Origin of the sequence: Ruoffia sp. FAM 20857, from assembly GCF_045528645.1 — a bacterium.
Lineage (GTDB): Bacteria > Bacillota > Bacilli > Lactobacillales > Aerococcaceae > Ruoffia > Ruoffia halotolerans.
In genome coordinates, this window is sequence record NZ_JBGQRB010000003.1 from 52,184 (window position 1) to 64,841 (window position 12,658).

The 12,658-nt window shown below is 35.7% G+C and carries 14 protein-coding genes; 4 read left to right on the forward strand and 10 right to left on the reverse strand.

Annotated elements, in window-relative coordinates:
- Positions 1–41 precede the first annotated feature (41 nt).
- The 6 genes from ACEN4N_RS01475 to ACEN4N_RS01500 all read right to left on the reverse strand — a co-directional run bounded on the left by ACEN4N_RS01475 (position 42) and on the right by ACEN4N_RS01500 (position 6,477).
- Positions 42–1,622: an acyl CoA:acetate/3-ketoacid CoA transferase gene (locus tag ACEN4N_RS01475; RefSeq protein WP_407093550.1), complete on the reverse strand. Its 1,581-nt coding sequence runs from the start codon at positions 1,620–1,622 to the stop codon at positions 42–44.
- 64 nt (positions 1,623–1,686) lie between these two features.
- On the reverse strand, positions 1,687–2,544 hold the full coding sequence (locus ACEN4N_RS01480) for a 3-hydroxyacyl-CoA dehydrogenase family protein (protein WP_407093551.1): 858 nt from the start codon (positions 2,542–2,544) through the stop codon (positions 1,687–1,689).
- 190 nt (positions 2,545–2,734) lie between these two features.
- Entirely contained in the window at positions 2,735–4,942 is a 2,208-nt protein-coding gene (locus tag ACEN4N_RS01485) for a helix-turn-helix domain-containing protein (protein WP_407093552.1), read from the reverse strand.
- 171 nt (positions 4,943–5,113) lie between these two features.
- Positions 5,114–5,245, reverse strand: a complete 132-nt coding sequence (locus tag ACEN4N_RS01490; protein ID WP_268951509.1) for a hypothetical protein — start codon at positions 5,243–5,245, stop codon at positions 5,114–5,116.
- Positions 5,246–5,406: 161 nt separating this feature from the next.
- A complete protein-coding gene (locus ACEN4N_RS01495; protein ID WP_407093567.1) occupies positions 5,407–5,916 on the reverse strand; it encodes a MepB family protein in 510 nt (169 codons plus the stop codon).
- Between the two features lie 135 nt (positions 5,917–6,051).
- Positions 6,052–6,477 (reverse strand): GNAT family N-acetyltransferase, encoded by a 426-nt coding sequence (locus ACEN4N_RS01500; RefSeq protein ID WP_407093553.1) that lies wholly within the window; start codon positions 6,475–6,477, stop codon positions 6,052–6,054.
- A 338-nt stretch (positions 6,478–6,815) separates the two neighbouring features.
- On the opposite strand from ACEN4N_RS01500, the gene ACEN4N_RS01505 reads away from it, so the two are divergent.
- Positions 6,816–7,757 carry a nuclease-related domain-containing protein gene (locus tag ACEN4N_RS01505; RefSeq protein ID WP_407093554.1) on the forward strand — a complete coding sequence of 314 codons (942 nt, stop codon included), beginning with the start codon at positions 6,816–6,818 and terminating at the stop codon, positions 7,755–7,757.
- A gap of 346 nt (positions 7,758–8,103) precedes the next feature.
- Here the strand turns inward: ACEN4N_RS01505 and rpsI are convergent, their stop codons facing one another.
- Together rpsI and rplM are read right to left on the reverse strand one after the other, a co-directional pair.
- Positions 8,104–8,496, reverse strand: a complete 393-nt coding sequence (gene rpsI / locus ACEN4N_RS01510) for a 30S ribosomal protein S9 (protein WP_218930972.1) — start codon at positions 8,494–8,496, stop codon at positions 8,104–8,106.
- Positions 8,497–8,511: 15 nt separating this feature from the next.
- A complete protein-coding gene (gene rplM, locus ACEN4N_RS01515; protein ID WP_197104314.1) occupies positions 8,512–8,955 on the reverse strand; it encodes a 50S ribosomal protein L13 in 444 nt (147 codons plus the stop codon).
- A 190-nt stretch (positions 8,956–9,145) separates the two neighbouring features.
- Here rplM and ACEN4N_RS01520 point away from each other — a divergent pair, with 190 nt between their 5' ends.
- Positions 9,146–9,676, forward strand: coding sequence for a transcription repressor NadR (locus tag ACEN4N_RS01520; protein WP_407093555.1), 531 nt, complete (start codon positions 9,146–9,148; stop codon positions 9,674–9,676).
- Between the two features lie 26 nt (positions 9,677–9,702).
- Here ACEN4N_RS01520 and ACEN4N_RS01525 read toward each other — a convergent pair whose 3' ends face one another.
- Positions 9,703–10,107 (reverse strand): hypothetical protein, encoded by a 405-nt coding sequence (locus ACEN4N_RS01525; RefSeq protein ID WP_407089289.1) that lies wholly within the window; start codon positions 10,105–10,107, stop codon positions 9,703–9,705.
- Between the two features lie 42 nt (positions 10,108–10,149).
- A complete protein-coding gene (locus tag ACEN4N_RS01530; RefSeq protein ID WP_138405549.1) occupies positions 10,150–10,554 on the reverse strand; it encodes a hypothetical protein in 405 nt (134 codons plus the stop codon).
- Positions 10,555–10,717: 163 nt separating this feature from the next.
- On the opposite strand from ACEN4N_RS01530, the gene ACEN4N_RS01535 reads away from it, so the two are divergent.
- Together ACEN4N_RS01535 and ACEN4N_RS01540 are read left to right on the forward strand one after the other, a co-directional pair.
- Positions 10,718–11,278, forward strand: coding sequence for an ECF transporter S component (locus ACEN4N_RS01535; RefSeq protein ID WP_407089287.1), 561 nt, complete (start codon positions 10,718–10,720; stop codon positions 11,276–11,278).
- Between the two features lie 51 nt (positions 11,279–11,329).
- A complete protein-coding gene (locus ACEN4N_RS01540; protein ID WP_407089286.1) occupies positions 11,330–12,598 on the forward strand; it encodes an NAD(P)/FAD-dependent oxidoreductase in 1,269 nt (422 codons plus the stop codon).
- Positions 12,599–12,658: the final 60 nt, after the last annotated feature.

Genomic DNA, 12,658 nt, shown 5'->3' on the forward strand with positions numbered 1-12,658 from the left:
AAGTCCTCCTAATGTTTTGTGCTTTGTATCTTGAATATGTATTATGCCTTCAAACTATTTTCTTTAATAATGTCTTTTAAACCGCCCCAATTTTCTTGGAAAATATCTGGGTTCATTTCTTTTAAGTCTTCTGAAATTAAAGATTCAAATTCCATGTAATCTAAAATGTCTTTCTGAACATCTACACCTGGTGCGTATTCAATTAATCTGATTCTTCCATCATGCAAATCAAAAACTGCTCGCTCTGTTACATATAGAAGTTTTTGTCCATTTTCAGTAGCGTACTTACCTGAGAAACTGACTTGCTCAACCTTATTAACAAATTTCGGTCCTTTACCTTGATCAGTAATAACTAATTTTCCGTCTTCAATGTGAGCTTTTCCACCAATTGTAAAGGATCCAACGAAAACTAAGTGATGCGTATTTTGCGAAATGTTAATGAAACCACCTGGGCCAGGTACTTTAGGTCCAAATTTTGTTACGTTATTATTTCCTTCTGCATCAATCTCACCAATACCTAAAACTGATAAATCCAGACCGTTACCATCATAGAAATCAAACTGGTTTGCCATTGGTATTGATGCTTCAGCGTTGCGTGCACCTCCGAAGTCTAAGCCACTATTTGGCTTACCACCCCATAATCCCATCTCTAACGTTACTGTATATTGATCAGCTACACCTTCTTCATTTGCAACAGATGCAACCATATCTGGTGTTCCAATACCAAGGTTAATTAATGAATCTGGAGATAATTCCATTGCAGCACGACGTCCGATAATCTTACGTGTCGTTAACGGTAATGGTTTCTCAGTTCCTAATGGTACTTTTACATCGTTTGAGAACTCTGGATTAAAATACGTACCCATTGTTTGGTAGTGATATTCTGGTTCAGATTCAACGATATAATCAATTAAACCACCTGGAACAAGAATTTCTTTAGCATGAAGTTGACCATTTTCAACGACTTTTTTAACTTGAGCAATAACTATACCGCCCTTGTTTTTAGTCGCCATAGCTAACTCAAGTTGCTCTAATTTACATGTCTCGTCTTGTACGTTTAAGTTCCCGTTCTCATCAGCGTATGTACCACGGATGAATGCAACGTCAATATCGAAATCTGGATATTTTAGCCACTCTTCTCCATCGAATTCAACTAATCGAACTAGCTCTTCAGTCGTCTTTGGTGTTGATTTAGCACCTTCTAAACGCGGATCCACGAATGTCTTTAATCCAACTTTTGTTAAGAAGGGTTTCCCACCAGCGATTGATCTATATAATTGAGTGAATACTCCTTGAGGGAATAAGTATGCTTCAAGTTTATTGTCTACAATTGCTTTTACTGTGTTTGGAGATGATCCAACATGTCCTGCAATGATACGTTTTAATAAACCATCTGCTAATAGGTGGTCTGCACCTCTTCCAGGTGTATTATTACCAATTCCACATGACCACATGAATGTAATGTCTTTTGGATGTTGTTCCTTTTCGTAACGTTCTTTCACTCCGACTAATAATTGTTCTGGTAATCCTCCTAGCCCAAAAGTCGCAGTAGCCAGTAAGTCGCCGTCATTCACTAATTCTGCGGCCTCTAAATAAGAAATCACTTTATTTTTTTTCACCATTTAGATTCTCCTTTTAATGTTTTTATTCTTTTAAACACTCAATCTGAATTCACTTCAATTTAAATTAGTCGTAATCGTAGAATCCTTTACCTGATTTCTTACCGTTACGTCCTGCTCGCATCATATTCTTCATTAATAAAGGCGGAGCCCAACGGTTATCCGCAAACTCTTTTTGGAAGTACTCCATTACAAAGTATCCGATATCTACACCAGCATAATCTTGTAATTCAAAAGCACCCATTGGATGGTTTAATCCGTAAAGCATTGCTTTATCGATATCTTCTTTCGATGCAATACCTTCTTCTAGGACTTTAATGGCTTCGATAAATTGTGGAATCATGATACGATTCACAATAAATCCGGGTACGTCTTTTTTCACTTCTACAACTTCTTTTTTAGCACTTTCAGCTACTTGGCGTAACGTTTCGACTGTTTCATCTGATGTCTCTAATCCACGAATAACTTCAACTAACTTCATGATTTGTGCTGGGTTAAAGAAGTGCATTCCTGCTACACGTGATGGATTTTTTACAACAGATGCAATCTCAGTGATAGACATTGATGATGTATTTGTTGCTAAGACAACATCTTCACGTACAATTTCATCTAACTCTTTAAATACTTGTTGTTTAATATCCATATCTTCAATGACTACTTCGATCACTAAATCAACATCTTTCATATCTTGTAGAGAAGTTGTCGCTGTAATTCGATCTAGAACCTCTTGTTTACCTTCTTCTGTTAACTTCCCACGTTTAATACTGTTATCCATGAATTTGTTAATTCTATCTAAACCACTTTGTACGTATTCTTCTTTAATATCTCTTAAAATAACTTTATATCCATTCGTAGCCATTACATTCGCAATACCTGCTCCCATTGCTCCTGCTCCAACCACTCCAATTGTTTTAATATTTGCCATTTTACTTCCGCCTTTCATATCGGTTATCTTATTTATACTCATATAATACCTTTAACTGAAAGCGGTATCATTGTAGGTTATGCGGAAAAAAATTTTGATTTTTGAACACTTTGTAGGAAAACGCTTTCAAAACGGTCAAAGAGATACAAAAAAGCTTCGCTATTAAAGCAAAGCTTATTCTATAATCATCTTATTTAAAAATATCATTTCCATGAAGTTCATATAATTTATATGCTAAGACAAGATTAAATCGTTCATCGAAATTATCAAGTTCAAGATCTAAAATTCCTTGAATCTTTTCTAGACGGTAATTTAACGAACTCCTATGAATGTATAATTCACTAGCTGTCGCACTCACATTACCATTATTCGCTAAAAAGACTTTCAATGTGTCGAACAAATCAACTTGTTGATTATCTGATAATTCATATAACTTTTTTAGATAATTATTAACAAACAACTCAGACGCTGGATTCTCCTTGACCCAATTAAGTATTGTGTAAGATCCCATTTGGTCAAAAAAAGCATATGGTTGTTCAAATTCAGATTTTAGTAAAATATTCGTCACTTGTTGGGCTTTTTGATAATTTTCATAATATTGACTTGGTATTTCAGCAATCCCACCGATTCCAATGACAAAGTCTATCGCATATCCATTTTCTTCTATAGAACGCTTCAAGTAATTGTATTGATTCTCCCAGTAGTTTTTCGAAATTTCTTTAGTTACGGGCGTAAAAATCACTAATTGATCCTCGATAACTGCTGTAATGACCTTACTATTATAATTTGTAATCAATACACGCATAAGATCAATATGTTTATTGGTTTTTGCCTTTTCTTCAATGATATTCTGAGCTGAATACTCTGGTAAGCTTATTCTTAAGATTGAAATTCTATAAGGCATATACAAATCCCAGTTAAATAAATTGGCATATTCTAAAATGTCCTGTACATCCTCAATAGATTTGTACAACAAACGCTCTACAAATGATCCTTTTATTTGTTCTTGAGCATTGATTGCAATTTTTTGTTTTGTAAATTGTAAAGAATATACGTTTTTAATCATATTAATAGTCAAGGCTAGGAGTTCCATGTCAAAATTATCTGGCAAAGCAATTCCAATATAAGCATGTATTTCTTTACCATCAGATATTGGCATACCATCAAAAATATAATCTTCATTAATAACAAAATCAAACGTCACTTGTTTTAATGTGCGATTCTTTCTAGCGTACATTCCAGCTTCTTTAACTGCTTGCTTTGAAAATACATCATCATCGTGTAAGTAAAAATCTATCACATTGAAAAAGCGATCATATAAGATGATACTACTATTAAGTAGTTCCCCTAACTTCTCATTCATTTCTGTAAAGCCATCTGATTTTATTGTAAATTTCATCATTTCTTGTTGAACCTTAAGCATATTCTCTAATGCTTTCTTCTGTTCTTTCTCTTTATTAATCAGTTGCATATTTTCATAGTTAGCTGAAAAGTAATTTCCAAATATTTCTAATTGATCTAAATCATAGCCAGTATAGATGTGCTCTGAGTCTTTCTCAGCATATAAAACGCCAATTAATTCCATATCTACGGTTAAAGGAACCGTTATTGAATGGTGACCCACTCGCTCTACGTTTGGAAAGTATGTATTCAATAAATTATCTTCGGTTAATTCGATAATACTATCTTTCTTTACATATCCATAAGTTGCTGGTTGCATAATTAAACTGTTCTTTTCTTCATTAAAGAGATAAATAGCTGCAGAATTTGACTGTGATTCCCTTCCACTAAATCCTGTAACAATCGATACAAGTTCATCCACTGTTGTATCATGATCCTTTTGATTAGCTATTAGGTGCATATCAAACATTGATTTTCTTTTATGTTTGTTTCGATTAATCAAATCTAATACAATCGCTACATACTCACCTAACTCATCAAAGTGGCTTCGCATCTCATCATATAGTATCGTATCTTCTTGGTATCCTACAATAACGAGACCGTGAGCTATATCTTCATCTGAGATTGGCATTGTAAACCACGTTGAAAAATTGTTGTCGTCAAAATAATTTCTTAATACCGAGTCGTGTGCTAATAAATCATTTTCTTTTGTCATACTTCCTTCTAATAATAATGGATTAATATCTTTAGCTGGAAATAATACATCGAGCTTAGAAGATTCTTCTCCACTCGAGTTCATTACTAATTGATCTCCTTCGATTATTCCAATTGCGACAACATCGCAATTGAAAACATTCAAGAATGAATCCGTTATATACTTTAATACTTCTTCTCGTGTATCAATTTTCAACATCTTTCGACTTAACTTGCTCAAGTGAACTGTTAATGAGTCTATAAATTTGCTTTTATCTTGCTCAATCACTTCATGTTCTCCCATTCATACTTCCTCCTAGAAACCGCTATCATTTCATTCAACTTTATTGTAGCATATTCAATAATGGTTTAGGTTATTTCTTTTCCACCCTCAACTTCACGTCATTTTTCGCATAAAAAAATACCTTCCTAATCTATAAGAGGTATCTTTCTGCACGTGACAGGGATATTTAGCTTACTTATTAAATATCTTTGGCCCTTTACGCATATTTTTTATATTATTTTTTGGCTCGGCCATTTTTTTAGATCTTCCGCCACCAACCTGTTTCTTTTTAATAATCTCTAACATTTTCTCTTTTGAATTCATTCTTCCACCGCCTTCATCTTTTCATCTACACACTCTGTTTATATTAAGGGTTTATAGTTTGTTGTTTCATTCGCAGAACTCATCTCGTGACGCCACTGACCTCTGTCTATTTTCACAATGAATCATTTTACCTGATAAATTGTCAAGTAACAACTTTTTATTTAAACGGAATACAGTCTCATCAATTTTTCAATATCTAATTTACCTGGGTCGCTCATATCAACGAAATAAGGTAGCTGCCATTCCTGTGTTTTTGTCGCTTGATTGCTAGTCGGTATATCCCAACTAGGGTAAACTCTTAATGCCATTTTCCCTTTTGTAGAGCTTGAAATGAGGATGCTTTGTCTGAAAAGCTCTTCTTTTGGTAAAATGAATTGGCCAAATTCATTTTCACTTTTAAATACCGTAACAACTAATAAATCAGGTGCCGCCGAGTGTTTATAAGGTTGGTTTTTATCATTATCATCTTTTTCCCAAATGGCAACAAATTGACCTATTTTTGTTAGTGTAATATTTGCGACTCTAAAACGGACTGATGTTGAAGATACTTTAAAGATACCTGCTCCGTACTTAGCATTTTGTTTCTCTTCTTGGATTGATGAAATCGCAATGCCGTTTGGTTTATAAATCTTTTCATTTATATATGATAATGCTGTGTAAAAATCTTTCATTGACACACTTGCTTTACCTCGTTCAGCAGTGATGGTCTATTCTGCTTAAACTATTTTGATGCGAATTTATATTACAGACAATAACTTCTATCAGCGATTAAGACACGATTACTAACTTCTTACACGATAAGTTATCTATGATTTCTCCCACCTATAATAAATAAACGATAATAAGTGTCCATTCATTTTAAATTCATCTTTGGCTGTTTCAATATATTGAAATTCATTTTTCTCTAAGATTTTTCGGGATGCTATGTTAATTGTAGTTGTCTTCGCTGATATCTGTCTGACGCCTAACTGATTGGTGGTATCTAATAGTATCCTCAACGCCTTGTTAGCAATTCCTTTTTCAGTATATGCTTTCCCCACTCTATAGCCGACATGACCACGCCTCTTTGGTTGTTCGATATCCACTAAATTCATTCTTCCAAGAACTACACCTTCTTGATTCATAATTAAATAAAAATAAGATAAACCTTGATCTTGTTCGTCGATTAAAGCTTTGTTTCTTTGTATAAATGTTTCTAAGTTATAATAATCATCCCCACGGCTCGGAACCATTTCTTCAAAATAACCTTTGTTTTCAAGTTCAAATTTAAATAGTTTTCAAAATGTTTCTCTTGTAATTTCACTAACATAATATTTGACATAATTATCTCCAGTTCAATGATTCTAATGTGGTGTACTCATTCAAGATTGCTTCTATCCAATATTTATAGAACTTTTATTGATTGGTCTAGCAAATAAAGCTACTCTCCCTTTGCCTAACACAGTTGTATTAATTCTAACACATAACGAGTATTAGTCCTTTATTTCGTTAAACATTTTTTATAAATCGAAAAATAAATTAATGGAATCAGGCAAAAATTTTGTATATATATATGGAGGTGTAACTATTTATGAAAACATTACAAACACAATGGCTTATGGTTATGAATGAATTTAATCAGTTAGATGCTTCAGAAAAATATAAATTACACATCGGTTTATTAGGCAATATTGGTGAAGGACAGTTTAAAAACGATTGGATTCCTAAATATTTGCACAAAGATGCATATGTATTCAAAGACTTTTGGTTTAATGTGTTTGATCAATACCATCAAATTGATTTTGTTATCTTTAATCACAAAACAATTGAACTTATTGATATCAAGAATTTTGAAGGGTCGCTGCATTTTGAAAACGATAAATTTTCCGTCAATAATAATGAAGTACTTCGCAACCCCTTATCCAAAGCGCAGGAACATGTCCGCTTTATTAAAGAGTGGTTATATCGGAATAATTTGCCTGAAGTTCAGATAAATGGAAATTTAATATTTATAAATCAACATGCTAGTTTAAGTGGTGTACCAAATACTGAGATCAAATGCATGATGCCAAATGAAATACGGAATTACCTTCGTAATATCCAAATTCACCCTCGTTCACATAAATCTGAACGGATTATAAATGCCTTTTTGAAAAATGATTTGGAATGCCCCTACTTGCCGCCAATACTGGATAAAAAGTTGATGCACCGCGGTTGGAAATGTCCTGTTTGCCAATCACGCGAATTCGATAATGGAAATAGACATTTCCTTTGCTCTTGTGGTAGCTCTTTTTCAAAAGAGAAGTTTGCAGTTGAAGAAATTTGTAAATATGGTGTTTTGTATCACCATAAGGATATTTATTTGTCTGAGTTAACTGAGTATTTTGATGGACTATTTAATAAGTCGTTTTTGAATAGCTGTCTTCGCCGAAACTTTACAAAATACGGTAGAGGTTACCAAAACCCACGTAAACTCATTGAGTATTACCAACCTAATAAGATATATCGTTACAAAGATAAAATAGTTAAGTAGTTTTGTGTTCTTGAGAGTTTCTCAAGCGCACGTTTGAGCTGATTTGTGTCCTTGAGAGTTTCTCAAGGACATGTTTGGGCACTTTTGTGTCCCTGAGGATTTCTCAAGCGCACGTTTGACTGCTTTTGTGTCCCTGAGGATTTCTCAAGCGCACGTTTGACTGCTTTTGTGTTCTTGAGAGTTTCTCAAGCGCACGTTTGACTGCTTTTGTGTCCCTGAGAGTTTCTCAAGCGCACGCTTGACTACTTTTGTGTCCCTGAGGATTTCTCAAGGACACAGATCTATATTTCCACAAAAAAAGACACCTTCCAATTGGAAGATGTCTTGAACATATAATATATAAATATTAACGTTTTGAGAATTGTGCACTCTTACGTGCTTTTTTACGTCCTGCTTTTTTACGTTCAACCATACGTGGGTCACGAGTCAGTAGACCTGCTGATTTTAATGTTGGACGGAAGTCAGGATCAACATTTAATAATGCACGAGCGATACCGTGACGGATTGCTCCTGCTTGACCTGAAACTCCACCACCGTGAACATTTACTAAAACGTCGTAGTTACCTAACGTTTCTGTAGCTGCGAATGGTTGTTTCATTACTTCGTGTAAGTGAGGGAATGGGATATATTCTTCAAGTGATTTGTTGTTAATGTTGAATACACCTGTTCCTGGCACTAAACGTACACGAGCTGATGCGTTTTTACGGCGACCTGTACCTAAATATTCTGCTTTAGCCATTTAAATTTCCCCTCCTTAAATTAAGTTTGTGATGTCTAATACTTCTGGTTGTTGAGCAGCATGTCCATGCTCAGCACCACGATAGACGTGTAATTTAGTTAATTGTTTACGTCCTAAACGGTTATCAGGAATCATACCTTTTACAGATAATTCGATTAAACGTTCAGGTTTGTTTTCACGTAAATCACCAGCAGTGTTAGATTTGATTCCACCTGGGTGACCTGAGTGACGGTAGTACATTTTGTCAGTTGCTTTCTTACCTGTTAATGCAACTTTTTCAGCATTGATTACGATTACGAAATCTCCAGTATCTACATGTGGTGTATAAGTTGGTTTGTTTTTACCACGTAAGATTGAAGCCACTACAGTTGATAGACGCCCTAATGGGATATCAGTTGCATCTACAACTACCCAGTTGCGTTCAGTTTCATTTTTCTTAGCCATATATGTTTGACGCACGTTATTTTCCTCCATTTATAAATCTAGTTGTTTACATTACTATTGAGTTTCCGGGGCTCTATAGTGGTGGTAAACAATACCGTCAGTTATTGTACTATGAAACACCCCAATTAGTCAAGCAAGTTTCGGTAATTATTTTAAATATTCTATGTGGTATACTACAATTAAATATTTGATTGGAGGAAGGCTTATGAAAGCAATGGATAGACGTGAAGAGATCGTATCAATACTGGAAGAAGCAACGGCGCCAATAAAGGCAACAGAGTTGGCAAGTAAATTTGCAGTAAGTAGACAAATTATCGTAGGGGATATTGCCCTACTACGGGCACGGAATATCGAAATTATTGCGACCAATCAAGGTTACCTTCTTGCTTCAGCGATGAAAGCAGCTGCATCTGGCAGATACCGCGGTAAGTTAGCGTGCCTTCATTCTGCCGAGCAAACAGAGGAAGAACTTCAAATTATTGTTGACGCAGGTGGAGCCATTGAAGATGTCGAAGTTGAGCATCCTATATATGGTGTCTTAAAGGCGTCACTTCAGATAAATACGGATGATGACATTCAAGAATTTGTTCAGCAAATGTCGCAGCATGAAGGTGAAATGTTGAGTACTTTAACGAATGGAATTCATATCCATACCATTACAACCCCTTCAATTAAAGAATTCGAGCAAATTAAAGCGAGTTTGAAAGCTGCTGGTATCTTACTTTCGGAAAATTAAAAACCGCCTTGAGGCGGTTTTTTTGTCTAATCGTGAACACTTGAAACGGTTAATTCTTCAAATTCTGCGTCTTCACTCGTTTCTGGCAGAGCTTCAATCGCTTCTAAAATATTTGCATAGCGGTTAATTAAACGTTGTTGTCTTTTGACACCACTCACGGTTGGTTCACGGTCAACTTGCTTTTGTAATTCTCTTTGTAAATCTTCTAATAAATGTTGGCATACTGTAGCTTCGCCTTCTGGTGCATCTTCAATCATTAACATGACTTGGTCTGTACCTAGGCCAAGGATATGTCCTGCTGCCGAATTGTTTCTAGAAATTTGGTCATAAAAATTTTGTAGTTGTGCTTTTGATTTAACATTTCTCTTTTGAAAGCCAAGTTCACAAGCTAAATTTGAATTCGCTTGTCCCTCATAAGTTAATTGTTCCATTTATATATATATCGCTCCTTTTGCTTAGTTTTTATCCGCTTATTAACATGATAATTTTTCAGCAATTAAATCACGATCAACGATTTCGTCGCTTGTTTCTGGTAAAGCTTCAATCGCATCAATAATTCGATCGTATTTATTAATTAGTCTTTGCTGTCTTTTTACAATGTCGGATGATGGTTCACGTTTCACTAGCTTCCCTAATTCAAATTGTAAATCTTCAAGTAAATGTTGGGTCACTGTTGGATTCTCTTCGGGTTCATCTGAAGTTAATAGAATAATTTGTTCTTCATCTAGTGAGATGACATGTCCAATAGCTACCCGACTAATTGACGCCTGATCGTAAAACTTTTGAATTTGTTTTTTGGAAAAAATAGGTTGAACTGAAAATACTTTTTCGCATGTTAAAGTCGGCTCCGTTAATGGTTCATAAGCTAATTGTGGCATGAACATCACTCCTTTTCTATATAAAGTATACCCTTCTCTAATAAGAAAATAAAGTTCTTCGATTCAAAGAGGTATTTGAATCACCTCTAGCACTTTACAGGTGTCTTGACACCTGGCGTCCCGTTACGATATAATGACGAAAAACTTTCCGAGGAGAATCATCATGACACAACAAAGACAAAACACCCGCGATTTAGTGATTGCAAGTTTATTAACGGCACTGGGTATTTTAATTCCTATGATTATGCCTATAAAAATTATTTTAGGTCCTGCTTCATACACACTTGGAAGTCATATCCCAATTGTTATGGCTATGTTTCGATCACCAAAGATTGCAGCCATTGTTGCTGTTGGGACTACTTTAGGTTTCGTTGCAGCTGGCTTCCCGATCACGATTGTTCTTCGTGCCCTTTCGCATATCGTTTTCGCGACAGTCGGTGCGCTATATTTGAAGAAACTATCTAACACTTTAGTAAACGTAAAGTCACGAACGCTCTTTAGTTTCTTTGTAAATTTAATTCATGCAATCGCCGAAGTGATTGTGGTTTATCTCTTAACTGCAGCTGGCGTGAACGCAACGTCAGATAATTTTATATTTATTTTAATCATCCTAGTGGGGCTAGGAACGTTAATTCACGGGATGGTTGATTTTGAAATCAGTTATCAATTTACTAAAACTCTTGAGAAACGCACACGCTTAAATTTTGCACAAATCGAACTTTAATAAATATTTTCTGTTATAATGACCAAGAAATATATAGAAGTAGGTGGACATATGACAGATTATGATGTAATCGTTATTGGGGGCGGATCAAGCGGTTTAATGGCAACTATTAACGCTGCTCAACAAGGGGCACGCACTTTATTAATCGAGAAAAATCCTAAATTAGGACGAAAATTGCTTTTATCCGGCGGCGGTCGTTGTAATGTTACGAACCGGACGACGCGTGAGGATCTAATCACACACATTCCTGGGAATGGCAAATTTTTATATAGTGCTTTAAATCAGTTTGATCAGGAAGATATTATCGCATTCTTCAATCAAGCAGGTGTGGAATTAAAAGAGGAAGATCATGGACGCATGTTCCCTGTGACTGACCGTGCCCGTACGATTTTAGATACATTAGTGGATATTATCAATGACTTAGGCGTAACAATTCGGATGAAAGATCCGGTTGATTCATTAATTTATGACCGCGAGACACAGCGAGTAAAAGGCTTGACGACCGTTGCTGGGGAGACAATCACAGCGAATTCAATTGTACTTGCTGCTGGTGGTCGCGCTTATCCAAAAACGGGCGCAACCGGAGATGCTTATGCTTGGGCAAAAAAAGCTGGCCACTCCATTGAGCGTTTATATCCAACAGAGGCGCCCCTCTTATCCGATGATCGAATTATTTCGGAAAAATTACTCCGCGGTGTGTCACTGCGCGATGTGAACGTTACAGTTTGGAATGGGCCGGTGGGTGAAAAAGCTATTGTGAATCATCAAATGGATATGATTTTTACACACTTTGGTTATTCAGGACCCGCCATTCTGCGTTGTAGTGGGCACGTGAACCAATACTTACACGCAACGGGTGAAGAGTTATGTCATTTATCGATTGACTTAGCACCAAATGAAACTTTAGAAGAGATGAAGCAAACTGCTGAAGAAGCGCGTGAAAAGCAATTAACAAATATTCTAAAACAGTGGATGCCGGAGCGAATGGCAGAAGTTGTTTGCCTTCTAGCAAATATCGATGCAACGAAACCTTATAAACAGCTTGTCCACAGTGAAGTGGATGCTTTATGGAAGACAGTCAAAACCTTCCCATTAACGGCAACGGGTTCACAACCGATTGAAAAAGGCTTTGTGACTGGTGGCGGAGTGTCGACAAAAGAAGTTGATCCTAAAACAATGGAATCAAAATTCATGCAAGGCTTATTCTTCTGCGGTGAGTTATTAGATATTAACGGCTATACAGGTGGCTATAATATTACAGCTGCTTTTGTTACTGGAACGATCGCAGGTCAATATGCTGCTTGGGGAAGCTTTGCTTAAAAAATTTCACATTCAAAAAAGCGTCAGGAAGATAAACACTTCCTGGCGCTTTTGCGTTGT